Source organism: Nonomuraea indica, from assembly GCF_002850745.1.
Classification (GTDB): Bacteria; Actinomycetota; Actinomycetes; order Streptosporangiales; family Streptosporangiaceae; genus Nonomuraea; species Nonomuraea indica.
Map to the genome: position 1 here is coordinate 186,718 of NZ_KZ559467.1, position 24,029 is coordinate 210,746.

Here is a 24,029-nt window from a genome sequence, read left to right on the forward strand (position 1 = left end):
ATGCGCCGACACATCCCCAGATGGAGCGCCCTCGATACTGGAGGGGTGATGATGTCGCGAAAGATCGCCCTTTTCCTCACACTGCTCGGCGTGTTCATGATCTTCGAGTGGGTGAACCTGGGGTTTAACCTGGCCGACGGCCATCGGACGAGCTTCTACGTGGTGCACGGCGTCCTGATCGCCGTCAACGTCGTGCTCGGCGCCGTGCTGGGCGTCATCGGCTGGAAGGCGTTCCGCAGAGCGCGAGGCGGGTGAGCCGGTGCAGCTCGTCGGCCTCCTCGCGGGAGTCGCCGATCGAGGTGAAGCCCAGCTTGCCGTGCTCGGGGATCGCGCCGAGCAGGTGGAAGACGTTCCCGGTACGGCGGGCGGCGTCGAAGCCGAGGCCCAGCCGTTCGGTCATCCGCACGACCTCGCCCGGCGAGCGCCCGCGCAGGCACGCGGCGGCGCAGTTGTCAGTGGCGGTGTAGTACTTGGGCTGGTCGCCGACCATGAGCAGCCCGGTGCCGGGATCGTAGGTGGCGCCGGTCGTCAGCAGCGCGGCGCCGAACGGATGGGTGGTGCCGCCGATGCGCAGGTTGATCTCGCACAGCAGGGCCGCGTACCCGGCGTCGGCCTTCAGGGCGAAGAAGTCCATGCCGAACAGCCCCACCACGCCGCGCTCGGCCATGATGCGGGCGATCCGCGCGGCCGACGCGCCGACCTCGGCCCGGTACTCCGGCGCCGCGGGGAACGTGCAGCCCTGGTAGACGTCGTTGTTGGCGCCGCCGAGCACCTGGTCGTGGGTGGCGACGACGTCGTAGTGGCCGCCCGGCGTGATCCTGGCCAGCGCGCTCGGGAAGTACAGCGGCTGGTGCTCGATGAACTCCTCGACCACGGCCCCCCGCTCGGCGATCTTGGCGCTGAAGGACTCCCAGGTCTCGCCGGTGGCCGAGAAGCTGACCGCCGAGCCGGCGTCCTTGCTGACGATCGCGTTGCCGAGGCCGGAGTAGCCGTCGTTGAGCTTGACCATGACGCGCTCGCCGGGCAGCGCGTCGATCGCGTCCTGGATCTCGGCCGCGGTCCGCAGGTCGCCGAAACCGCGCGCCATCGGCACGCCCGCCTCCTGGCCGACCTCGCGCGCCCCGCTCTTGGAGCCGTAGTACGCCAGCGACGTGGCCGGTCCGTAGAGGGGTACGCCGAGTAGCGAGGCGAGCTCCTCCTCCAGCTCGCTCAGCACGAACGGGACCATCCACGCGTCGCCGTCCACGGCCTGCCGGATCCGCTCGACGGCGTCGGGTCGCGAGAGCAGGGTCCGTGTCAGCGGCTGCGAGCAGGGGTCGTCGAGGCTGATGAGCGTGAGCCGCTTGGCGGCGTCCTCGGGGTCGGGCAGGAACCCGAAGTAGTAGTCGACGATGTCGCCGTCGATGGGCGTCGAGGAGAGGTAGACCACCCGGACCCCCGGCTCACGGAGCGTGAGGAGGAGGAACAGGAGACGCTCCTCGTAGTACCTCGCCCCGGTGATGCGCCGCAGTTCGTCCTGCGGCAGGGAGAGCGAGGGCACGACCACCAGGGTCCCCTCGCTCGGCTCGAAGATGCTTAACCGTGCATACTTCTCCCCGAACGGGATTTTAGTGATCATATGGCGAGTGAAACACGCATACTTCGCGAACGCAGCAAGCGCCGCAGTGTGTTCGCCATGCCGTAAGGTGACAGGATTCGGAATCGGCAACCACGTTTGGGACTCGCGTCATGGGGTCACCATCTAATGATCCGTTGTGACTATTTCGGGGCCGGTCGACCGTCACTCTCTGTGCAGGGCCCGGGTTACGGGCATGCCGTCGGCTAACTTTTGGTGTAGTTGTCCGCGGGGAGGCTCGCGAGAGCGATAAGGTCGAAGCATCGCCATCGGGCTCACGGCCACCCGCCGTGGTTCCGGGCTGCAGCGGTCGGTCTCCGTCCGGAGATCCGTGACCGCGCCCGTGCTGACGATCCCCGGCACCGAGACCCAGGGGTTCGGCGTGTGATTCGCCGGGCCGCTGTTCTGACCGGACAGTGGCCACAGTGAGACAAGTGACGGGACGACAAGGATATTTGACGAAATAGGCCGTGCTTTTCAGGGCAGTACCCATCGCACGGCATGGGACGGGACGGTGACTGATGCGGGGACGTGAGCTGCGGGGCGAACTCGACGCGTTCCTGGCGGAGACGGAGCAGGATCTGGTGGCGTTCCGGCGCGACCTGCACATGTATCCTGAGCTGGGCTTCGCCGAATACCGCACGACCCAGCGGATCGCCGAGCGGCTCACCGCCGCCGGCCTGGCCCCCTCCGTGCTCCCGCGCGGCACCGGCATCATCTGCGACGTGGGCAGCGGCGACGGCCCCACCGTGGCGCTGCGCGCCGACATCGACGCGCTCGCCCTGCAGGACGAGAAAGACGTCCCCTACCGCTCCACCGTCCCCGGCAGCTGCCACGCCTGCGGCCACGACGTGCACACCACCATCCTGCTCGGCACCTCCCTCTTCCTCGCCCAGCAGGCCGCCGCCGGACTCCTGCCCGGCCGGGTCCGCCTCATCTTCCAGCCCGCCGAGGAGCTTCCCGGCGGCGCGCTCGAGGTCATGGCGCAGGGCGGCATCAGCGGCGTCGACCGCATCTTCGGCCTCCACTGCGACCCCCGCCTCGACGTCGGCCAGGTCGGGCTCAAGCCGGGCCCCATCACCTCCGCCTGCGACCGGCTCGTCGTCCGCGTGTCCGGCCCCGGCGGCCACACCGCCAGGCCCCACCTGACGGCCGACCTCGTCTTCGCCCTCGCCAAGATCCTCACCGAGCTGCCGGCCGCCCTGTCACGGCGCATCGACCCGCGCAGCTCGCTCAGCCTCGTCTGGGGCCGCGTCGAGGCCGGCTCCGCCGCCAACGCCATCCCCGACGACGGCATCGCCGAGGGCACCGTCCGCTGCCTCGACGAGAACGCCTGGCACGTCGCCCCCGACCTCATCAAGTCGCTCCTGGAGTCGGTCGCCGGCGCCTACGGGGTCGAGGCCGAGATGGAGTACACCCGCGGCGTGCCGCCGGTGGTCAACGACGAGATGAGCGTCGAGATGCTGGCGGAGGCGGCACAGCGCGCCCTCGGCGCCGGCTCGGTCGCCCCCACCCAGCAGTCGCTCGGTGGCGAGGACTTCGCCTGGTACCTGGAGTCCATCCCCGGCGCCTTCGCCCGGCTCGGCACCCGGTCGCCGGGCGGGCGGACGTACGACATCCACCAGGGCACCTTCGACGTGGACGAGGGCGCGATCGCCATGGGCGTCCGGCTCATGGCCGCCACCGCCCTGACCGCCCTGTGGGAGTCACGGCCGGTCACGGTCACGGACCCGATCACGACCCTGGCCTAGACCCGCCCGCCGCCCCACCTGGCCGAGCCGCGCCACCCGACCGCCCACCCCGCCGCGCGCCGCGCACCCCGCCGCGCGGCGGTCCGTCCTGCCGCGCGGCCTCCGGTGAAGGCCGCGCGGTCCTCGGGCACGGGCCGCGTCAGGGGAGGCGGCCGAGGGCGACGGGGAGGGTGACGGAGGAGCGTGACGGCGAGACCGTGACCGTGGTGCCCTCCGGGTAGCGGAGCGTGTAGTCGCGGTCCGTGGACAAGATCACCAGGCCGAGCCGGTGGCCCTTCCTGAAGACGTGGTCCGTCGGCTGGAGGTCCCAGGTGAAGGCGTACTCGCGGCCCGGCCGGACGGGGTCGGTGCGATCGGGCCGGTGGCGGTTGCGGACGTCGAGCCAGCCCCGGGTGACGATCTTGTACGGGGTCTCTGCGGTGGCCAGGCGGCGCAGGGCGGTGCAGCCGGTGTCGCCCGGCACGCCCTGGCCGTAGCAGAGGGTCTCGCCGGTCGGGACGAGCGCGCCCGTCGGGCGGACGTCCGTGCCGTAGTCCACCAGGAGCGCGGTCAGGTACGGCGACGCCCCGTCACGCAGCGCGGCCCGTACGGTCACCAGCGGCGTGCCGGAGACGCGGACGTCGGAGGGCAGCGCGGGGGTGAGGTAGGCCAGCCGGCCCGGATCCGGGGCGGGCGCCGACTCGGCCAGTTGCTCGGCGGTGCGGGCCTTCTGGTCCGTGAACGACTCGCGGGCCGACAGCGGACGGGGGAGCAGGCCGAGCGAGGCGCCGGCGCCGAGGTGGAGGCGGACCTGCCGGGTCCCCGGCACGGGCCACTCGCGGTGCCGCTCCCAGGTGCCGGGCGCGGTCTCGACGTCCGCCTGCGGCTCGCGCACGACACCGCTGTCGAGGCCGTGCAGCCAGTGGTCGAACCACCCGTGCAACTGGCGCAGCCACTCGGCGGTGCGCAGGCTGAAGGGGTTCATGTGCGTGCCCTGGTGCAGCCAGATCTTGCGCGGCACGCGCCGCTCGGCCAGGGCGTACCACCACTGGGCGAACTGCTTGGTCTTGACGTTCCAGTCGTTGAGCCCGTGCACGAGGAAGACGGAGGCCTTCACCCGGCGGACGTCGCGCAGGTAGTCGCGGGCGGCCCAGAAGGCGCTGTAGTCGCCGGTGAGGCGGTCCTGCGCCGCCGTGAGGTGCTCGATGACCGGGGCGCACACCCGCTGCCCGTCGGCGCGGGTCAGCACGTACTTGGCCAGCACGTCGGCGTCCTCGCCCTGGAAGCCGCCCGGCGCGACCACGCCGCCGTTGGCCCGGTAGTAGTCGTACCAGGAGGAGATCGCCGCGATCGGCACGATCGTCTCCAGGCCCTCGACGCCGGTCGCGGCGACGGCGTTGGGCAGGGTGCCGTTGTAGGAGACGCCGATCATGCCCACCTTGCCGGTGGACCAGGTGGCGGTGACCGGCTCCCCCTCGTCGGTGAAGCCCCTGGCGCGGCCGTTCAGCCAGTCGATCGCGGCCTTGGGGCCGGCCGTCTCGTTGCGGTCACCGGTGGTGGGGCAGCCGGTGGCGCGCCCGCTGCCGAGGTTCTCCACGAGCGCGACGGCGTAGCCGCGGGGCACGAAGTAGTTGTCGTAGTAGCCGTCGAACGGCTCCGACAGGAGCTTCTGCCCGGCGAGGGAGCGCAGGCCGGGCAGCGGGTTGCCGTGCTCGTCGACGTCCACGACGTGGTTGGCGACGTCGTTGCCGCCCGCGTAGTAGGGGCTCGCCTCCATGATCACGGGGACCTTGAGTCCCTGCTCGGTCTCCTTGGGACGCAGGATGTCCACGGCGACGCGGTCGGCACGGCCGTCGCCGTCGCTGTCGGTGCCCGCCACCTCCACGTGGACGGTCTGGCGGATGGCGTCGGCGCGCGAGAAGACCGGCTGGGTGGCGTTGTCCTCCACCTTGATCGCGGGCACGCCGGCGTGCGCGGGCGGTGCGCCGGTCAGGGCGAGGACGAGGGCCGTGACCAGGGGTACGGCGAGGACCTTGCGAGGATGCATGAGCTCTCCACAGGGACTCCATGCGAAATTTCGGGCTATGACGGGAATCTCTGTCATGATCGGCGGCTCGACAAGGGCCCCCTCGAAGAGCCGGGGAGGCGAGGGTCCACCCGGGTGGCCCGGTCAGCGTCGCCCCAGGCTCAGGTCACGGACGCGACTGATGTCGATAACGGAGCGGTTGCGACCCTGTGTGCCGGTTTGGACCGCCATGAGCAACCAACTATCTTCCGTGCAGGGTTGCCGTACTTTTCTTCGCGCCTGCGATGAAGTCTGACGGCGGGGAAAACGGAAGGGAGTCGACTTGCTCAGCAAGCGATTCGGCAGGATGGCCGTCGGCACCATGGCCGGCGCCATGCTCATGGCGGCCGCGGCCTGCGGTGGCGGCAACACCGGCGGCGACACCACGTCGAGCGCCCAGCCCAGCGCGGGGACGGCCAGTGACGCGCCGAAGGCGGGTGCGCTGAAGGTCGGTCTCGCCTTCGACATCGGCGGCCGCGGCGACAAGTCGTTCAACGACGCCGCCTACGCGGGCCTGGAGAAGGCCAAGACCGAGCTGGGCGCGGAGATCAAGGAGCTGAGCCCGGCCTCCGACGGCTCCAACCGCGGGGAGCTGCTGCGCCAGCTCGCCGACGCCGGCTACAACCCGATCATCGGTGTCGGGTTCGCCTACGGCGAGGACATCAAGAAGGCCGCCGAGGAGTACACCGACGTCCAGTTCGCGGTCGTCGACTCGGCGTCCAACGCGTCGAACGTGACGGGCCTGCTGTTCGCCGAGGAGCAGGGCTCCTACCTGGCGGGCGTCGCCGCGGCGACGAAGTCGAAGAGCGGCCACGTCGGCTTCGTCGGCGGTGTCGAGAACGACCTGATCAAGAAGTTCGAGGCGGGGTTCGTGGCCGGCGTCAAGTCGGTCAAGGCGGACGCCAAGATCGACGTGAAGTACCTCACGCCCGACGGTGACTTCAGCGGCTTCAAGGCTCCCGACAAGGGCAAGGTCGCGGCCGAGAAGATGTACCAGGACGGCGCCGACATCGTCTACCACGCCTCCGGCGACTCCGGCCTCGGCGTCTTCCAGGCGGCCGCCGCCGCCAAGAAGAAGGCCATCGGCGTCGACTCCGACCAGCGCCAGACCATCAAGGAGACCGACCTCCAGTCGGTCATCATGACCTCGATGCTCAAGCGCGTGGACGTCGGCGTGTTCGAGTACATCAAGGCCTTCCAGGGCGGCGCCAAGGGCGGCAGCAACGTCGTCTACGACCTGAAGGTCGACGGCGTGGGCCTGGCCACCACCGGTGGCGAGATCGACGACATCCAGGACAAGCTCGACGCGGCCAAGAAGGACATCGTCGACGGCAAGATCACGGTTCCGGCCAAGCCGTAACCTGGAACAGGAAACACCGAGCGAGGGCCCGGGGTCCCGAACCCCGGGCCTTCGCTCTATCCGCCCCGGTCCCGCGGGTCCGGCGACCCCGTGACCCGGGCGACCCGGGCGGGGCGGCCCTGACGGCTCGCAGCGAAGCGGAGTCAACGTGAGCAACAGAACGGGCCCGCGCAGCGAATGAGGAACGGTGAGCGACCAGTGAACACCGAGGCCCTCGCCACGGCGCCACCCGCCGTGCGGCTGGAGGGCATCACCAAGCGCTTCCCCGGCGTCGTCGCCAACCACGACATCCGCATCACCGTCGAACCCGGCACGGTGCACGCGATCGTGGGGGAGAACGGCGCGGGCAAGTCGACCCTGATGAAGATCCTGTACGGCATGCAGAAGCCGGACGAGGGCACCATCAGCGTCAACGGCGAGGAGAGGTCGTTCCGCACGCCGAGCGACGCCATCGCCGCCGGGATCGGCATGGTCCACCAGCACTTCATGCTGGCGGACAACTTCACCGTGCTGGAGAACATCGTCCTCGGCGCCGAGCCGACGACGGTCGGCTTCCTCGACACGGCCGGCGCCCGCCGGCGCATCCAGGAGCTGGCGAGCAGCCACGGCCTGCACGTGGACCCCGACCGGCTGGTGGAGGATCTCGGCGTCGGCGACCGCCAGCGCGTGGAGATCCTGAAGGTGCTCTACCGGGGCGCCCGCATCCTCATCCTCGACGAGCCGACCGCGGTGCTCGTCCCCCAGGAGGTCGAGGAGCTCTTCCAGAACCTGCGCGAGCTCAAGGCGGGCGGCCTGACCGTCATCTTCATCTCGCACAAGCTGGACGAGGTGCTGAGCATCGCCGACGCGATCACCGTGATCCGGCGCGGCACCACGGTCGCCAGCGCGGACCCGCGCGAGGTCACCGCCCGGCAGCTCGCCGAGCTGATGGTCGGCAGCGAGCTGCCCACGCCCGAGACCCGCGAGTCCACGGTGACCGACACCGTGGAGCTGAGGGCCTCCGGGCTCACCATGGAGGCCGAGGGGTTCCGCCCGGCGCCGAAGGACGTCCCGGCCGCCGAGTACGCGGACCGGCTGCGGCGGGAGGGCAGGCGGCTGCTCCTCGACGACGTGTCGTTCGAGATCCACCGCGGCGAGATCCTCGGCATCGCCGGCGTCGAGGGCAACGGCCAGTCCGAGCTGATCGAGGCCCTCATGGGCATCCGGCCCGTGCACGGCCAGATCGTCCTGGGCGGCGAGGACATCAGCGGCTGGACCACGCTCAGGCGCCGCGAGGCGGGTATCGGCTACATCCCCGAGGACCGCCACCGCCAGGGCCTGCTGCTGGAGGCGTCGCTGTGGGAGAACCGCGTGCTCGGCCACCAGACCATGAAGCCGGCCCGCAAGGGCCCCTGGATCGACCGCCGGGCGGCCAGGGCCGACACCGCGCGCATCATCGAGGAGTACGACGTCCGCACGCCCGGCGTCGACACCCTGGCCCTCGCCCTGTCGGGCGGCAACCAGCAGAAGCTCATCGTGGGCCGCGAGATGAGCGGCGAGCCGCGCTTCCTCATCGCCGCCCATCCCACGCGGGGCGTGGACGTGGGCGCCCAGGCCGCCATCTGGGACCACCTGCGCAACGCCCGCGCGGCCGGCCTGGCCGTGCTGCTGATCTCGGCCGACCTGGACGAGCTGATCGGCCTGTCCGACACGCTGCGGGTGCTCTACCGCGGGCGGTTCGTCGCCCGGCTCGACCCGTCCGACGTCACGCCGGAGCGGCTGGGCGGCTACATGACCGGCGCCATCGCCGGCACTGAGGAGACGTGATGCCCGCAGGGCTCTACCGGGCGCTGCTCACCGTCGCAGGCGCCATGGCCGCGATCGTGCTGGCGGTCGCGATCTCCAGCGTCGCGATCAGCGCGGCGGGCGCCAGCCCGCAGGCGGCGTTCGCGGCGCTGTTCAACTTCGGCGAGACCGAACGGGCGGTGGTCAACGGCATCACCACCATGATCAACCGGGCGGTGCCGCTGTTCATCGCCGGGCTGGCCGTGGCCGTCGGCTTCCGGATGAACCTCTTCAACATCGGCGTGGAGGGGCAGTACCGGATCGCGGCGATCTGCGCCGCCTACGTCGGCACGCTGTTCACCGCGCCCGCCCCGATCCAGATCCTGGTGATCATCGTGGTGGCGGCCGCGGTCGGCGGCCTCTACGCGCTGATCCCGGCGCTGATGAAGGTCGGCCGCGGGGTGAACGAGGTCATCTCGACCATCATGCTGAACTACATCGCCATCAACCTGGCGGCCTTCCTCGTGCGCGGCCCGTTCACCGGGGTGCGGGAGAAGGGGCAGCTCACCACCAGCACGCCGCCCCTGCCCGAGTCGGCCTGGTTCCCCAACCTCAACGTGCTGTTCGAGATGTTCGGCCTGCCCGCGCCGCGCGGCGGGGGGCTGTGGGGCTTCCTGGTCGTGGCGATCCTGCTGGGCCTGGGCGTCTGGGTGCTGCTGGAGCGGACCCGCTTCGGCTTCGAGGTCAAGGCCAGTGGCCTGAACGCCTCCGCCGCGCTCGCCTCGGGCGTCAACCCGAAGAAGATGGTCATCTCGGCGATGGTGCTGTCCGGCGCCATCGCCGGCCTCATCGGCCTGCCCGAGATCCTCGGCGACAAGCACAACTTCGGCTCCAACTTCACGCCGGGCCTGGGCTTCCTCGGCATCGCGGTCGCCCTCCTGGGCCGTAACAAGCCGGCCGGCATCGCGGTGGCCGCACTGCTGTTCGGCTTCCTCGACCGGGCGCAGGGGCCGCTGCAGTTCGCGAACGTGCCGCCCTCGGTCATCGCGATCATGCAGGGCACCATCGTCCTGCTGGTCGTCGTCGCGAACGAGATCACGAGCCGGATGGCACTGCGTCGCGAGGAGCGGCGAGCCGCGCAGCACCTCGGCACGAACACTCCCGTTGAGGTGAAGGCATGACGACCGTCGCGGACACCCGGGTCAGGAAGTACCACCTGGCGCTCATCGGCGTCGCCGTGCTCATCCTGCTCATGTCGCTGGTCCGGGTGTTCTCCGGAGCCAACGACATCACCTCGTCCGGCACCTTCGCCGCGGCGCTCATGCTGTCGGTCCCGATCGGCCTGGCGGGCCTCGGCGGCCTGTGGGCGGAGCGGGCCGGCGTGGTCAACATCGGCCTCGAAGGCATGATGGTGCTCGGCACCTGGTTCGCCGGGTGGGCCGGCTACCAGTGGGGCTGGCCGGCGGCGCTGGCCGCCGGTCTGACCGCGGGCGCGGTCGGCGGGCTGATCCACGCGGTGGCGACCGTGACGTTCGGCGTGGACCACATCATCAGCGGTGTCGCGATCAACCTGCTCGGCCCCGGCGTCACCCGCTTCCTGTCGGAGGTCCTCTACAAGGAGGGCACCCCGGCCGGCGAGGCGGGCGCGGGCATCACCACCTCGCCGCCGCTGAAGTCGGAGGCGTTCGACATCAGCCTGCCGCTCTTGTCGTCCGGCCCCGACTGGCTGGGCAGCCTGGAGCGTACGCACTGGTTCCTGCTGTCCGACCTCGCGGGCATCCTGCGCGGGCTCACGCACCAGGTGAACGTGCTGGTCATCCTGGCCGTGCTGATGCTCCCGCTGACGTTCCTGCTGCTCTGGCACACCTCGTTCGGGTTGCGGCTGCGCTCGGCCGGCGAGAACCCGTGGGCGGCCGAGTCGCTCGGCGTGAACGTCTACCTGATCAAGTACATCGCCGTCGTCATCTCGGGCGCGTTCGCCGGCCTCGGCGGCGTCTTCCTGGTCTTCGTCAGCACCAAGTACGTCGAGGGCCAGACCGGGGGCCGCGGCTTCATCGGACTGGCCGCCATGATCTTCGGCAACTGGCGGCCCGGCGGCCTGGCCGCCGGCGCGGCGCTGTTCGGCTACGCCGACGGCCTGCAGCTGCGCAGCGCCGGTGCGGTCACGTCGTTCCTGCTCTTCGGCGCCCTGCTGCTGCTGATCTACATCGGCATCCGGGTCCGCGCGCTGCTCGCCCCCGTGCGGACCGAGGTGGCCGTCACCAGGACCACCAGGGACTACACGCTGCTCGCCGGCGCCGCCGCGGGCGCGATCGTGCTCATCTGGCTCTGGATGACCGTCGACAAGCTGCCCAACGAGTTCGTCTTCATCACACCACACGTGCTCACGCTGCTCGTGCTGCTCGTGGCCTCGCAACGGCTGCGGATGCCGAAGGCCGACGGCGTGCGCTACCGCCGGGGGGAACAACACTGATGACCATCGACTGGGACGGCCTGCGCGCCCAGGCGGCCGAGGCCATGCACCAGGCCTACGCGCCCTACTCCAAGTTCCCGGTGGGCGCGGCGGCGCTCGTCGACGACGGCAGGGTCGTCACCGGCTGCAACGTCGAGAACGCCTCCTACGGGCTCGGCCTGTGCGCCGAGTGCGGCCTCGTCTCGGCGCTGCACGCCTCCGGCGGCGGCCGGCTGGTGGCCTTCACCTGCGTCGACGGCCACGGCGAGCTGCTCATGCCGTGCGGGCGCTGCCGCCAGCTCCTCTACGAGTTCGGCGGGCGGGACCTGCTGGTCGAGACCGTGGACGGCCCCAAGCCGATGGCCGAGATCCTGCCCTACGCGTTCGGTCCCGACGACCTGTCCAGGACGGCCTGATGGACGTCATCGAGGTCATCGTCACCAAGCGCGACTCCGGCGAGCTGACGACCGCCCAGATCGACTGGGTGATCGACGCCTACACCCGAGGCGCGGTCGCCGACGAGCAGATGTCGGCGCTGGCCATGGCCATCCTGCTCAACGGCATGAACCGGCGCGAGATCGCCGACTGGACCCGGGCGATGATCCGTTCGGGCGAGCGGATGGACTGGTCGGCGCTGGACCGGCCGACCGCCGACAAGCACTCCACGGGCGGCGTCGGCGACAAGATCACCCTGCCGCTCGCGCCGCTGGTCGCGGCCTGCGGCGCGTACGTGCCCCAGCTGTCGGGGCGGGGGCTCGGCCACACCGGCGGCACGCTGGACAAGCTGGAGTCCATCCCCGGCTGGCGGGCCTCGCTGTCCAACGACGAGATGCTGGCGGTGCTGCGCGACGCGGGCGCCGTCGTGTGCGCGGCCGGGTCGGGGCTCGCCCCCGCCGACAAGAAGCTGTACGCCCTGCGCGACGTCACCGGCACGGTCGAGTCGATCCCGCTGATCGCCTCGTCCATCATGTCGAAGAAGATCGCCGAGGGCACCGGCTCGCTCGTGCTGGACGTCAAGGTCGGCTCCGGGGCGTTCATGAAGACCGTGGACCGCGCCCGCGAGCTGGCCGAGACCATGGTGGCGCTCGGCGGCGACGCGGGCGTGCGCACGGTGGCGCTGCTGACGGCCATGGACCGGCCGCTCGGACGGGCCGTGGGCAACGCGCTGGAGGTCGAGGAGTCGGTCGAGGTGCTGGCCGGCGGCGGCCCGTCCGACGTCGTGGAGCTCACCGTACGGCTGGCGCGGGAGATGCTGGAGGCGGCCGGGATCGCGGGCGGCAAGGACCCGGCGGAGGCGCTCAAGGACGGCTCGGCCATGGACGCCTGGCGCCGCATGATCACGGCGCAGGGCGGCGACGCCGACGCGCTGCTGCCCCGCGCGGCCGAGACGACGACCGTGACGGCGCCGGCCTCCGGGGTGCTGACCCGGCTCGACGCCTACGCGGTGGGGCTGGCCGCCTGGCGGCTGGGTGCCGGGCGGGCCCGTAAGGAGGACCCGGTGTCGGCCGGGGCGGGGATCGTGCTGCACGCCAAGCCCGGGGACCAGGTACGGGCCGGGGAGCCGCTGATGACGCTGCACGCCGACGAGCCGGAGCGGTTCGGGCGGGCGCTGGCGGCGCTGGAGGGCGGCTACGCGGTCGGGACGGCGGAGCCGGACCTCCTGCCACTGGTCATCGACCGGATCACGGCCACGCCCTGAGCCGCGCGACCCCGCCACCGGGTCGTGAGGACGGCCCGGTCCAGCAGTCCGGTCAGGACGGTGGCAGGGTGAGGACGGCGGCCGGCAGGTGGCGTAGCCCGGGCGGGATGGTGACGGTGCCGTCCGGGAGGATCTGCGCCGGACCCTCGCCCCAGTGGGCGCCCGGGCGACCGAGCAGGTCGGCGGGCAGGCGGAAGCCGCCGTGCGCCGGGTCGAGCGCGATCACGTTGAGCGCGCCGTCGGGGCGGACCGTGTAGCGCAGCGGCGCGCCCACCGGCTCGGCGTGGCGGCGCCAGGGCCGGGTGCCGTAGACGGCGTGCGGGTGGGCGGCCAGCCAGCGGCCGAGGTCGCGCAGCCGGTCGACCTGCTCGCCGGGCAGCGTGCCGTCGCCGCGCGGGCTGATGTTGAGCAGCAGGTTGCCGTTCTTGGCGACGGTGTCGACGAGAAGGTGGACCAGCTCGGTGGCGTCGATGAGGTGGGTGTCGTCCTCCGCCCGGTTGTAGCCGAAGGAGGCGCCGAGGCCGCGCGTCGCCTCCCACGTCCACGTGGGCGCGGTGGTCTCGGTGCGGTACTCGCGGGTGCGGAAGCCGAGGTGCGGCACGCCCCACCGGTCGTTGACCACCCCCTCGGGCACGCGCTCGTAGTAGTGCTCGAACAGCGCGGCCAGGCTGTGCGGGCCGGTGGCCTTGGCGGAGTCGGGCCAGTCGATGTCGTTCCACAGCACGTCGGGCCGGTGCCGTTCGATCAGCTCCCGCACCTGGTCGAAGCAGTAGCGGGCGAAGGCCGGGTCGTTGCGCCGGTAGGTGAACAGGTCGGTCAGCGACCGGATCGGCGGGAAGTGCGACACGTGCCAGTCGAGCGCGCCGGAGTAGTAGAGCCCGAAGCGCAGCCCGGCCGACCGGGCGGCGCCCGCCAGTTCGGCGACGACGTCGCGGCGGGGTCCCCGGTGGACGCTGGAGAAGCGGGTGGTGGCGGTGTCCCACAGGCAGAAGCCGTCGTGGTGCTTGGCCGTCGGCACCACGTAGCGCGCCCCGCACGCGGCGAACAGCCGCATCCAGCCGTCCGGGTCGTACCCGCCTGCCGACCAGTCGTCGGCCAGGTCCTCGTAGGAGGTGCCGACGCCGAAGGCGCTCTCGTGGTGGGCGGCGGTCGGGGAGCCGGGGATGCGCAGGGTGTTGGCGTACCACTCGGCGTACTGGTGGTGGCTGTATTCGAGCTCGACGGGCACGTCCTGGCCCGGCCGGCGCGGCGGCGCCCACCCGGCGACCGAGTACAGCCCCCAGTGGACGAAGACGCCGAACTTGGCGTCCCGGTACCAGTCGGGCACCGGTCTGTCGGGGTAGCGCGGCGCGTCCGCGCCGAGGTCGGGGCCGGTACGGCGATCGAAGAAGAGCATGGTTCCCTTTCAGCGCCCGGCCAGCCCGGCCGTGGCGATTCCCTTCACCAGGTGTTTCTGCAGCGCGACGAGCAGCAGCAGGGTGGGCAGGACGGAGATGACGGAGGCGGCCATGACCAGGTGCCACTGGTTGCCGTTCTGACCGAAGAACAGTTGGAGGCCGAGCGGCACGGTGCCCCTGGCGTTCACATCGTTGATCATGATGAGCGGCCACAGGAAGCTGTTCCAGTAGCCGATGAAGGAGAACACCGCGAGCACGCCCAGGGCGGGCCTGGCGAGCGGCAGCATGACGCGCAGGAAGATGCGCAGCTCCCCGGCGCCGTCGAGGCGCGCCGCCTCGCGCAGCTCGCCCGGCACGCTCTTGAAGAACTGCCGCAGCAGGAACGCGCCGAAGGCGGTGAACGCCCACGGGAAGATGAGCGCCTGGTAGCTGTCCACCCAGCCGAACGCCTGCATGAGCAGGAACATCGGCACGACCAGCACCTCCTGCGGCACCATCATGGTGGCCAGGAAGACGAGGAAGAGGCCGTCCCTGCCGCGCCAGCGCAGCGCGGCGAAGGCGTAGGCCGACAGCGCCGAGGCGGCCAGCACGACGAGGGTTCCCACGCCCGACACGAGCACGCCGTTGCCGATGTAGCGCTCGAACGGCACGTAGTCGAAGACGTCGGCGAAGTTGCGCCAGCGCAGCTCGGAGCCGACCAGCGCGGTCGGCGAGCCGAACGTCTCTCCCGGCGGCTTGAGTGCCGTGGCGACGGCGAAGATCAGCGGGTAGAGGAACGCCAGGGCGACCGCGGCCAGCAGGGTGTGCGACAGGACGCGGCTAGCTCTCATAGTGGACCCACCGTTTCTGGCCCAGGAACTGCACGGCCGTGACGACGAGGATGATCGCGAACAGCAGCCACGCGCCCGCCGCGGCCAGCCCGAGGTCGCGTGACTCGAAGCCGGCCTGGTAGACGTTCATGACCAGGGTCTCGGTGGCGTTGCCGGGCCCGCCGGCCGTGAGGATGTAGGGCTGGGTGAACACCTGCAGCGCATTGATCATCGTCATGGTCGCCGCGAAGAACAGCGCGGGCGAGATCAGCGGCAGTTGCACGCTGACGAGCCTGCGCAGCCCCGTCGCCCCGTCGAGCGAGGCGGCCTCCAGCACGCTGGGCGACATCTCGTTGACCGCCGCCGAAAAGACGATCATGTTGTAGCCGAAGCCCTGCCACACGCTCATCGCGACCACGGCCAGCAGCGCGGTGCGGCCGTCGGCCAGCAGGTTCGGCTCCCCGCCCACGGCCTGGAAGAGCAGCTTCCAGATCACCGCGTTGGCCACCATCGGGGTGATGGCCGGGACGAAGAACAGCACCCGCCACAGGCGGGCCCAGCGTGACCGGTTGATCCAGAACGCCAGGCCGAGCGCGAGCAGGAGGTTGAGCGGCACGTAGAGGCCGGTGAAGACGAAGGTGTTGCGCAGCGCGGTCAGGAAGTCGGGGTCCTCGCCGAGGAGGTAGCGGAAGTTCTCCAGGCCGACGAACTCCCGTGTGCCGAGCATGGGCCACGCGAAGAAGCTCATGACGACGGCCGCCCCGACGGGGAACAGGGTGAACAGTCCCAGCCCGAGCACGCTCGGCGTGACGAAGCCGAGCGCGCTCCACTGCTCTGTCGTGCGCGGCTTCACTGGCCGCGAGCGCTCTGCTGCTGGATCGTGCCGAGCGCTGACTTGGGCGACTGGTCGCCGGTGTAGACCTGGATGAGGTACTGCGCCATGAGCTTGCCGACGCTGTCCCAGTTCTTCGTGGTGAACAGGGGGACCCCGCCGGCCAGGCCCTCCTTGAGCGAGGCGATCGCGCCGCGCACCGCCTCGGCGTTGCGCGGGTCCTGCTTGACGAGGAACTCCTCGTAGGTGGCCTGCTGGTCGGTGCGTGAGGGGAAGCTGCGGCCCTGCCCGGCGAGGTAGGCCTGGGCGTCCGGCCCGGCCAGCACCGAGACGGCCTTCGCGGCCTCCTGCGGGTAGGGGCAGCCCTTGGCGACGCCGAAGCCGGAGGCGGCGAGGTAGGTCTTGGACCCGCCCGACCCGGCGGGCAGCGGCGCGAAGCCGACCGCGAACGTGGCGTCCTTGACCGCCGAGCCGATGTTCCACGACCCGTCGACCGCCATCATGGCGTTGCCGTTGACGAACTGCGTCTCCCCCCAGCCCACGTCGGACGAGCTGGCCGGCACCAGCGCCGCCTTGCTCGCGGCCAGGCCGGCGTACCAGGTGAGCGCGTCCACCATGGGCGCGCTGTCGAACTGCAGACGCACGTCCGGGGTGACCGGCTGGGCCCCGTTGTAGGACAGCATGAGCGACAGCGAGTGCAGGTCGGCGAAGGACATGCCGAACCCGGCCTTGCCGCCGGTGGAGAGCTTCTTGGCCGCCTGCTCGAAGTCGGCCACGGTCCAGCCGTTCTTCGGCTCGGCCACGCCCGCCTCGGCGAAGGCGTCCTTGTTGTAGTAGAGGAGCATCGAGGCCAGGTCGTACGGCAGGGCGAGCTGCTTGCCGCCGAGCTTGAGCGTCTCCAGGGCGGCGGGGGCGAAGCCCTGGGTGTCGGTCTTGCCGTCGAGTGGCTCCAGCAGGTCGGCGTAGGCGCCGAGGCGCAGGCTCTGCATGGACACCACGCACGGCTGCTTGCCGGCCGCGAACTCGGTCTGGAGCTTGGTGAAGTAGTCGTTGAACGGCGCCGTGCGGAGATTCACCTTGATGGTGGGGTGCTTGCGGGTGACGAGCGCGGCGAGATGGTCGAGTTGGGCCTTCTCGTCCTCGCTGCCGGCCCACATCTCCCAGTCCAGCGTGACGGTGCCGCCGGAGTCGCGGGCGCCGCCCGACGTGCCGGACCCACCGCCGCCGCACGCGGCGGAGACCATCATGCCTGCCAGGCCCAGGGCCAGCAGGACGCTTCTGCGCATGCGCATCTGCGCTCCCTCCTAGACGCCGCCCATGATATTTTTTCGGGGGCGAATTTATTATGGTGGCTGACCCTAGGGTCGGGACGTGCAGGGCGTCAAGAGAGGAAGAATGAGCGACATGCCCCCACCCCCCTACCGGGAAGACCTGGTCAAGGCGGAGATCCTCGCCATGCTCGGGCCGCGGCCGCTCAACCGGTCACAGATCGCCGCCCGCCTCGGCCTCGGCGCCGCGACCGTGACGGAGCACACCCGCCGCCTGATCGAGCTGGGCTTCCTGCGCGAACTGCCGCCCCAGGTCAGCGGCAGGGGGCGGCCGAAGGTGCCGCTGGAGGTCGTCCCGGACGCCGCCTACACGCTCGGCCTGCGCGTCCACCCCGACCACCTGAGGGGCGTGCTGACCCGGCTCGACGGGAGCGAGGTGGCCCGCCTCACCCGGCCGTTCTCGCCCGGGGCAGACTCCGTGCGACAGCTCGCGGAGGTGTGCGAGGAGGTGCTGCGCGATCCCGCCACCGGCTCGCGGGTGCTCGGCATCGGACTGGCCGTCCCGGGGGTGATCGACCCCGGCACCGGCACGGTGCGGCTGTCACCGCGCATGGGCTGGACCGACCTGCCCCTCCAGCCGCCGCTGGCGGCGCGCCTGCCCGTGCCCGTGCTGATCGACAACGACACCCGCGCCTCCACCACGGGCGAACTGCTCTACGGCACCGGCCGTGACCACGACGACTTCCTGGTGCTGGCCATCGGCGACGGCGTGGGGATGGGCATCGTGCTGGGCCGCCGGGTCCATCGCGGTCCCGACGGGGTGGCCGGCGAGTTCGGCCACGTTCCCACCGGGCCGGGCGGCCCGACGTGCGTGTGCGGGCGGCGCGGCTGCGTCGACGCGTACGTCGCGGACTACGCGCTCGCCGCCGAGGCGGTGGCGCGCGGACTGGTCGCCGCGCCGCCACCGCTGGAGGGGCTGCGCCGCCTCGCCGCCGAGGACGCCCCGGGCGTGCGGGAGCTGCTCGCCGAGGCCGGCGAGATCCTCGGCCGGGCCGTGGCGGGCGTGGTGAACGTGCTGGCCGTGCGGGCGCTGACCGTCATCGGGGAGAGCCACGTGCTGTGGCCGTACCTCGCGCCCGGCTTCCACCGCGCGGTCGACGAGGGGATCATCGCGGCGCTGCCCGGACTGGAGACCACCATCAGGCCGTGGGACGACAGCGGACACGCCCGCGGCGCCGCGAGCCTGGTGCTGGCCGCCAGTCTCGCCTCCTGAGACGCCGGCGTCCCGGCTCCCGGCGGGGGTTACGGGACGAGCGCGTCGGAGAAGACCTCGGCGAGGACGGCGCGCTGGGTCGGCAGGGCCTGGCCGTGCCGGGCGCGTCCCTCGGGCGTGATGCCGACGAAGACGCCGCGCCGGTCGGAGTCGCAGACGCCGCGCGTGACGAGCCCGGCCTTCTCCAGGCGGGCGACGACGCGGGACAGGGCGCTCTGGCTGAGGTGGACCTCGTCGCACAGCTCCTGGAGGCGCACCTTGCGGTCGTGGTTGACCATGCGGTCGAGCACCTCGAACTCGCTCGCGCCGAGCCCGTGCTTGTCGCCGAGCTCACGTTCGAGAGAGCACATGGCCTTGGCGTGTTTGGCCAGGACGTAGTGCCAGGTCTCGACGAATGCCTCGTCCATGACGCGCAGGTTACCACCGGGTGTAGAAATATGCAATGGCATTAAATGCGCTTGCATTAGATGCGAGTGCATGTAGTCTGCTGTTCCATGTCCTCTTCCTCATCCCGTTGGGGCGCGCTCGCCGTGCTCTGCGCTGTGATCTTCCTTGACGCCCTCGATGTGTCGATGGTCGGGGTGGCGTTGCCCTCGATCCAGCATGACCTGGGCCTTTCCACCTCCTCCCTGCAGTGGGTCGTCAGCGGTTACGTGCTCGGTTACGGCGGTCTTCTGTTGCTCGGGGGCAGGACCGCCGACCTGCTCGGGCGGCGCAGGGTGTTCCTGGTCGCCCTGGGCGTCTTCGCCGTCGCGTCGTTGCTCGGCGGCGTGGTGGACGACGGCACGCTGTTGATCGTCGCCCGGTTCGTCAAGGGGGTGGGCGCCGCCTTCACCGCCCCGGCGGCCCTTTCGATCATCACCACCACGTTCCCCGAGGGGCCGCTGCGGAACAAGGCGCTGAGCATCTTCACCGCCTCGGGCGCCAGCGGATACTCGCTCGGCCTGGTGTTCTCCGGCTTGCTGACCGAGATCGGCTGGCGCTGGACGATGCTGATGCCGGTCCCCGTGGCGATCATCGCGCTGATCGCCGCGCTCCGGGTGCTGCCGCGCGGCGCCGAGGAGCGCGCCGAAGGCGGTCACGACCTGCTGGGCGCCGTGCTGATCACCGCCTCGATGCTGCTGCTCGTCTTCACCGTCGTGCAGGCACCGGAGGCCGGCTGGACCTCGGCGCGGACGATCGGCTCGCTGGTCGCCGCCGCCGCGCTGCTCGGCCTGTTCGTCTTCGCCGAGCTGCGGATGCGGCACCCGCTGGTGCGGCTCGGCATCCTGCGCTCCGGCTCCCTGGTGCGGGCCAACCTCGGGCTGCTCATCCTCATGGGCTCGTACGTGGCCTTCCAGTTCGTCGCCATGCAGTACTTCCAGAACCTCCTCGGCTGGTCGGCCCTCGGCACCGCGCTGGCGTTCCTGCCCGCCGGCCTGCTGGTCGCGGTCACCTCGACCAAGATGGGCGACTTCGCCGACCGGTTCGGCACCGGCAAGCTGATCGTCGTCGGCGCGGCCGCGCTGGCCGGCGGCTACGCGATGTTCCTCGGCATCGACCGGACGCCGAGCCTCGCCGGCCTGGTCATCCCCGGCATGCTGCTGCTCGGCGTGGCGTTCGCGCTGTCGTTCCCCGCACTGAACATCCAGGCCACCAACGGCGTGGACGACGAGGAGCAGGGCCTGGCCTCCGGCCTGCTCAACACCTCGGGCCAGGTCGGCGGCGCGGTCGTGCTGGCCGTGGTCACCGCGGTGCTCACCTCCGAAGGCGGCGGCGAGCTGTCGATCGGCTCCCTGCGCGCGGCCATCGTCGTGTCGCTCGTCCTCGCCCTGGTGGGCCTCGGCATCTCGGCCTTCGGCCTGCGCTCCCGCCGCGTGGCCGTCGAGGTCGAGACGCGGGAGGCCCGGGCGTACGAGAGCGTCTGACGGCTCGGCGGGTCCCGCGCTTCGCGGCGCGGGACTCCCGGCGGCGCCGCGGCTTGGGCGGGCCGCGGACCGGGCATCACGTGGACATGGCGCCCACGTCCTCCGCACGGCTCCCCTCAGCGCCGATCCGCCGTCCGGTCTTCCGGCTGGTCGCCGGGGTCGCGGTCGTCATGGCCTGCGGCCTCGGCACGGCCGCATGCGGGGCGGGAGGGTCCGGCGCCGGCGCCGAGAGCACCGTCACGGTGACGCCCGGAACGCCGGCCCCGACCACGGCTTCCCCCCGTGTCACGGGGCAGCCCGCGGACACGGCGCCGCCGGAGCCCGGGGAGGCGCCCGCCACGCCCGGCCGGCCCACCGGCACGGCCGCCGTGCACACCGAGCGGCCGCGCGGGGAGCCCGCCCTGGTGACGGGGGTACGGTTCGGCCGACACGACACGTTCGACCGGGTAGTGATCGACTTCGACGGCCCGACGCCCGGCCACACCGTCCGCTGGGTGGACGCGCTGGTCCAGGAGGGCTCCGGCAAGCCCGTCGACCTGCGCGGCCGGCCCTGCCTGGCCGTCCTGCTCACCCCGGCCGACGCCCACACCGACGAGGGCGAGCCCACCTGGACGGGCGGCGCGGCCCCCGCCTCGCTGGGCAACGTCACCGAGGCCATCCGGGCCGGTGACTTCGAGGGGCGGGTGCTCATCGGGCTGGCCGCCCGCTCCCGGGAGGCGTTCCGGGTGACGGCGTACACCCGTCCGGGCAGGATCGTCATCGACGTGGCACACTGACCGGATGGTCAGAAGGATCGACGGCCCCACGCGGGTCCCCGTCCCCGGCGGCAAGCTCATCGACGAGCACGTCGGCCGCGTCAACAGCGCCGACGAGGCGATCTCCATCGCCCACATGGTCGCCCCGCCCGGCTGGGACGAGCCGGCCCAGACGCCCTCGTTCACCGAGTACACGGTGGTGCTGCGCGGCACGGTCGTCGTCGAGCACGACGGCGGCGTCACCGAGGTGTCGGCCGGGCAGAGCGTCGTGACGGAGCCGGGGGAGACCGTCCGCTACAGCGCCGGCCCCGAGGGCGCCGAGTACATCGCCGTCTGCCTGCCCGCCTTCAGCCCGGACAGCGCCAACCGCGCCTCCTGAGACCACGCCGCGCCTCCTGAGGCCATGCCGCGCCCTTGAGGCCGCGCCACGCCTTTGAGGCCGCGCCGCGACCTCGGCTTTCAGCCGCAGATCCGGCGTGTCCGGTCGCGTCCGGCCGTGCCGTACGGGACGGGGCGGACCGGACGCATATCATGGCCTGATGAGCCCCACGCTTGACGAGATCCGGCGGGCGCCGAAGGTGCTGCTCCACGACCATCTCGACGGTGGCCTGCGGGCCGAGACCATCGTGGACCTGGCGCGCGAGTGCGGCTACGACCGGCTGCCCACCACCGACCCCGGCAACCTCCGGCAGTGGTTCGAGGAGGCGTCCGACTCGGGGTCGCTGGAGCGCTATCTGGAGACGTTCGACCACACCGTGGGCGTCATGCAGACCCGCGAGTCGCTCGTCCGGGTGGCCGCCGAGTGCGCCGAGGACCTTGCCGCCGACGGCGTCGTCTACGCCGAGGTGCGCTTCGCGCCCGAGCAGCACACCACCACCGGGCTCAGCCTCGACCAGGTGGTGGAAGCCGTGCTGGAGGGCTTCCGGATCGGCTCCGAGGGGCGCGGCATCCGGGTCGGCACGCTGCTGACCGCGATGCGGCACATGGCGCGCTCCATGGAGATCGCCGAGCTGGCCGTGCGCTACCGCGACGTCGGCGTCGTCGGGTTCGACATCGCCGGCGCGGAGGCGGGCTACCCGCCCACCCGCCACCTCGACGCCTTCGAATACCTCCAGCGGGAGAACGCCCACTTCACCATCCACGCGGGCGAGGCGTTCGGGCTGCCGTCGATCTGGCAGGCCATCCAGTGGTGCGGCGCCGACCGGCTCGGCCACGGGGTGCGGATCATCGACGACATCTCCGTGGCCGAGGACGGCACCGCCAAGCTGGGCCGGCTGGCCGCGTACGTGCGCGACAAGCGCATCCCGCTGGAGATGTGCCCGACCTCCAACCTGCAGACCGGCGCCGCGCCCTCCATCGCCGAGCACCCGATCGGGCTGCTGCGCCGCCTCCACTTCCGGGTCACGGTCAACACCGACAACCGGCTGATGAGCTCCACCAGCTCGTCGATGGAGTTCGCCAAGCTGGTGGAGGCGTTCGGCTACGACTGGGACGACCTGCAGTGGTTCACGGTCAACGCGATGAAGTCGGCCTTCATCCCCTTCGACGAGCGGCTGGCGCTGATCAACGGCGTGATCAAGCCGGGGTTCGCGCAGCTGAAGTGGCAACCGTGAAACAGGCGTACCGCTCGAAGTTCGCGTTCGTCCTCGGCTGGGTGTGGGTGGCCTTCGTCGCGCTCAACGTGTGGGACCTGATCGCCCGCTACAACGGCAAGCCGTCGCTGGTGGCGCTGGCCGTCCTGGCTGCGCTCACCGCCCTCGTCTACGTGATCGCGCTCCGGCCGGTCACCCTGTTCACCGAGGACGCCCTGGTGGGCCGCAACCCGCTGCGCACGACGGTGCTGCCGTGGGCCGCCATCGACGAGGTGACGGTGTCGCACTCGATCAACGTCCACCACGGCGACGGGCAGCTGCTGCGGCTGTGGACGCCGGTGAGCACCGCGCGTGAGCGGGCCAAGGCGCAGCGCCGGGGGGCCGCTGCGGCGGCCCCCCGGCGTGGGCGGTTGCGGACCGAGCCGGTGCTGTCCAAGGCCGAGCAGGCGGCGCAGGAGGCGTTCGCGGGCAAGACCCACGCCGACTGGGTGGGCGAGCAGATCACCGACCGGGCCGAGTCGGCCCGGCGTCGCGCGCAGGAGGCCGCGCCGGTGCGGGTGCGGTGGGCCTACGACTCTCTCGCGGTGGTCGCCGTCGCCGTCGCGCTGCTGGTCGCCGCGATAGTGGGCTGACCGCGCGTTCGCCGCTTGACCCTGACACCGTGTGAGGGGTTACTGGTGAAGGCATCATGTTCGGCATCGGAGACTTCGCCAGGCTCGGGCTCGTGTCGGTGCGCATGCTGCGCCACTACGACGCCATCGGGCTGCTGCGTCCCGCGCACGTGGACCCGGTCACGGGCTACCGCTCCTACCAGGCGGCGCAGCTGTCGCGGCTCAACCGGATCGTCGCGCTGAAGGACCTCGGCTTCACCCTGGAGCAGGTCCGCGTCATCCTGGACGACAAGGTCGGCACCGACGAGCTGCACGGCATGGTCCGGTTGCGCCGGGCCGAGCTGGCGGAGCGGATCAGCGCCGACCTGGCCCGGCTGCGCGGCGTCGAGGCGCGGCTGCGCTCCATCGAGAGGGAGGGCGGCATGGCCGCCGACGAGGTCGTGCTCAAGAGGGTGAGCCCGCTCCTGGTGGGCGAGCTCGACGCCGTCGCGGCGAGTTACGAGCCCGGCGACGTGGGGCCCGTCATCCAGCCGCTCTACACCGAGCTGCTGGCCCGGCTGGAGACGGCCGGCGTCACGCTCGCGGGCCCCGGCGTCGCCTTCTACCTGCCGGAGCAGGACGGCGCCGTGCGCGTGCACGCCGCCGTTCCCGTGACCGGCGACGCCGTGGACGCGAGCTGCGTCGGCGCGGGCGTGGACGTCGTGACCCTGCCGGGCATCGAGACCGCGGCCACGATCATCCACCACGGGTCGATGGACGGGGTCGGGACGACCTTCCAGACATTGGCCCACTGGATCGAGGCCCACGACTACCTCGCGCTCTCCCTCGCCCGCGAGGTCTACCTGCACTGCCCCGACGACCCCGACGACTGGGTGACGGAGTTGCAGATCGAGGTCACCC

At 71.6% G+C, this 24,029-nt stretch carries 21 protein-coding genes and 1 pseudogene; 15 read left to right on the top strand and 7 right to left on the bottom strand.

The window, feature by feature from the left end:
- Positions 1 to 48: 48 nt before the first annotated feature.
- Complete coding sequence (locus CXR44_RS04975; RefSeq protein ID WP_245898934.1) at positions 49 to 255, top strand: SCO4848 family membrane protein; 207 nt, start codon at positions 49 to 51, stop codon at positions 253 to 255.
- Here CXR44_RS04975 and CXR44_RS04980 read toward each other — a convergent pair.
- Positions 215 to 1,618: a peptide ligase PGM1-related protein gene (locus tag CXR44_RS04980; RefSeq protein WP_101783695.1), complete on the bottom strand. Its 1,404-nt coding sequence runs from the start codon at positions 1,616 to 1,618 to the stop codon at positions 215 to 217. The genes CXR44_RS04975 and CXR44_RS04980 overlap by 41 nt on opposite strands.
- A gap of 518 nt (positions 1,619 to 2,136) precedes the next feature.
- On the opposite strand from CXR44_RS04980, the gene CXR44_RS04985 reads away from it, so the two are divergent.
- Entirely contained in the window at positions 2,137 to 3,366 is a 1,230-nt protein-coding gene (locus CXR44_RS04985; protein ID WP_101783696.1) for a M20 family metallopeptidase, read from the top strand.
- Positions 3,367 to 3,505: 139 nt separating this feature from the next.
- Here CXR44_RS04985 and CXR44_RS04990 read toward each other — a convergent pair whose 3' ends face one another.
- Positions 3,506 to 5,392, bottom strand: coding sequence for a Xaa-Pro dipeptidyl-peptidase (locus CXR44_RS04990; protein WP_101783697.1), 1,887 nt, complete (start codon positions 5,390 to 5,392; stop codon positions 3,506 to 3,508).
- A gap of 301 nt (positions 5,393 to 5,693) precedes the next feature.
- Between CXR44_RS04990 and CXR44_RS04995 the strand changes: the two genes are divergently transcribed.
- The 6 genes from CXR44_RS04995 to CXR44_RS05020 all read left to right on the top strand — a co-directional run bounded on the left by CXR44_RS04995 (position 5,694) and on the right by CXR44_RS05020 (position 12,685).
- Complete coding sequence (locus tag CXR44_RS04995) at positions 5,694 to 6,770, top strand: BMP family lipoprotein (RefSeq protein WP_101783698.1); 1,077 nt, start codon at positions 5,694 to 5,696, stop codon at positions 6,768 to 6,770.
- Between the two features lie 177 nt (positions 6,771 to 6,947).
- Positions 6,948 to 8,576 carry an ABC transporter ATP-binding protein gene (locus tag CXR44_RS05000; RefSeq protein WP_101783699.1) on the top strand — a complete coding sequence of 543 codons (1,629 nt, stop codon included), beginning with the start codon at positions 6,948 to 6,950 and terminating at the stop codon, positions 8,574 to 8,576.
- The gene (locus CXR44_RS05005; RefSeq protein WP_101783700.1) at positions 8,576 to 9,715 is read left to right on the top strand and encodes an ABC transporter permease; all 1,140 of its coding nucleotides are present in this window, start codon (positions 8,576 to 8,578) and stop codon (positions 9,713 to 9,715) included. Before CXR44_RS05000 ends, CXR44_RS05005 begins: the two co-directional genes overlap by 1 nt.
- Positions 9,712 to 11,007: an ABC transporter permease gene (locus tag CXR44_RS40020; RefSeq protein WP_101783701.1), complete on the top strand. Its 1,296-nt coding sequence runs from the start codon at positions 9,712 to 9,714 to the stop codon at positions 11,005 to 11,007. The genes CXR44_RS05005 and CXR44_RS40020 overlap by 4 nt, the downstream gene beginning before the upstream one ends.
- Positions 11,007 to 11,402: a cytidine deaminase gene (locus tag CXR44_RS05015; protein ID WP_219601678.1), complete on the top strand. Its 396-nt coding sequence runs from the start codon at positions 11,007 to 11,009 to the stop codon at positions 11,400 to 11,402. Before CXR44_RS40020 ends, CXR44_RS05015 begins: the two co-directional genes overlap by 1 nt.
- A complete protein-coding gene (locus CXR44_RS05020; RefSeq protein ID WP_101783702.1) occupies positions 11,402 to 12,685 on the top strand; it encodes a thymidine phosphorylase in 1,284 nt (427 codons plus the stop codon). Before CXR44_RS05015 ends, CXR44_RS05020 begins: the two co-directional genes overlap by 1 nt.
- A 52-nt stretch (positions 12,686 to 12,737) precedes the next feature.
- Here CXR44_RS05020 and CXR44_RS05025 read toward each other — a convergent pair whose 3' ends face one another.
- The 4 genes from CXR44_RS05025 to CXR44_RS05040 are packed head-to-tail and all read right to left on the bottom strand — an operon-like array spanning position 12,738 to position 17,015.
- Positions 12,738 to 14,081, bottom strand: a complete 1,344-nt coding sequence (locus CXR44_RS05025) for an alpha-L-fucosidase (RefSeq protein WP_101783703.1) — start codon at positions 14,079 to 14,081, stop codon at positions 12,738 to 12,740.
- 9 nt (positions 14,082 to 14,090) lie between these two features.
- The gene (locus CXR44_RS05030) at positions 14,091 to 14,912 is read right to left on the bottom strand and encodes a carbohydrate ABC transporter permease (RefSeq protein ID WP_101783704.1); all 822 of its coding nucleotides are present in this window, start codon (positions 14,910 to 14,912) and stop codon (positions 14,091 to 14,093) included.
- Positions 14,902 to 15,744, bottom strand: a complete 843-nt coding sequence (locus CXR44_RS05035; RefSeq protein WP_219601679.1) for a carbohydrate ABC transporter permease — start codon at positions 15,742 to 15,744, stop codon at positions 14,902 to 14,904. Before CXR44_RS05035 ends, CXR44_RS05030 begins: the two co-directional genes overlap by 11 nt.
- Entirely contained in the window at positions 15,741 to 17,015 is a 1,275-nt protein-coding gene (locus tag CXR44_RS05040; RefSeq protein WP_101783705.1) for an ABC transporter substrate-binding protein, read from the bottom strand. The genes CXR44_RS05035 and CXR44_RS05040 overlap by 4 nt, the downstream gene beginning before the upstream one ends.
- A 112-nt stretch (positions 17,016 to 17,127) precedes the next feature.
- Here CXR44_RS05040 and CXR44_RS05045 point away from each other — a divergent pair, with 112 nt between their 5' ends.
- Positions 17,128 to 18,264 (top strand): ROK family transcriptional regulator, encoded by a 1,137-nt coding sequence (locus tag CXR44_RS05045; protein WP_180903188.1) that lies wholly within the window; start codon positions 17,128 to 17,130, stop codon positions 18,262 to 18,264.
- Positions 18,265 to 18,293: 29 nt separating this feature from the next.
- Here CXR44_RS05045 and CXR44_RS05050 read toward each other — a convergent pair whose 3' ends face one another.
- Positions 18,294 to 18,671 carry a MarR family winged helix-turn-helix transcriptional regulator gene (locus CXR44_RS05050; RefSeq protein WP_101783707.1) on the bottom strand — a complete coding sequence of 126 codons (378 nt, stop codon included), beginning with the start codon at positions 18,669 to 18,671 and terminating at the stop codon, positions 18,294 to 18,296.
- 87 nt (positions 18,672 to 18,758) lie between these two features.
- Between CXR44_RS05050 and CXR44_RS05055 the strand changes: the two genes are divergently transcribed.
- The 6 genes and pseudogenes from CXR44_RS05055 to CXR44_RS42295 form a co-directional block, all read left to right on the top strand.
- The gene (locus CXR44_RS05055; RefSeq protein WP_245898847.1) at positions 18,759 to 20,171 is read left to right on the top strand and encodes an MFS transporter; all 1,413 of its coding nucleotides are present in this window, start codon (positions 18,759 to 18,761) and stop codon (positions 20,169 to 20,171) included.
- An 86-nt stretch (positions 20,172 to 20,257) separates the two neighbouring features.
- Positions 20,258 to 20,947, top strand: a complete 690-nt coding sequence (locus CXR44_RS05060) for an AMIN-like domain-containing (lipo)protein (RefSeq protein WP_144069863.1) — start codon at positions 20,258 to 20,260, stop codon at positions 20,945 to 20,947.
- A 4-nt stretch (positions 20,948 to 20,951) separates the two neighbouring features.
- Positions 20,952 to 21,305, top strand: a complete 354-nt coding sequence (locus CXR44_RS05065) for a cupin domain-containing protein (RefSeq protein WP_101783710.1) — start codon at positions 20,952 to 20,954, stop codon at positions 21,303 to 21,305.
- Positions 21,306 to 21,465: 160 nt separating this feature from the next.
- The gene (locus CXR44_RS05070) at positions 21,466 to 22,539 is read left to right on the top strand and encodes an adenosine deaminase (protein WP_101783711.1); all 1,074 of its coding nucleotides are present in this window, start codon (positions 21,466 to 21,468) and stop codon (positions 22,537 to 22,539) included.
- Positions 22,536 to 23,150 carry a hypothetical protein gene (locus CXR44_RS05075; RefSeq protein WP_101783712.1) on the top strand — a complete coding sequence of 205 codons (615 nt, stop codon included), beginning with the start codon at positions 22,536 to 22,538 and terminating at the stop codon, positions 23,148 to 23,150. The genes CXR44_RS05070 and CXR44_RS05075 overlap by 4 nt, the downstream gene beginning before the upstream one ends.
- 56 nt (positions 23,151 to 23,206) lie before the next feature.
- Positions 23,207 to 23,407, top strand: a pseudogene (locus tag CXR44_RS42295) (MerR family transcriptional regulator); the annotation flags it as partial.
- Positions 23,408 to 24,029: the final 622 nt, after the last annotated feature.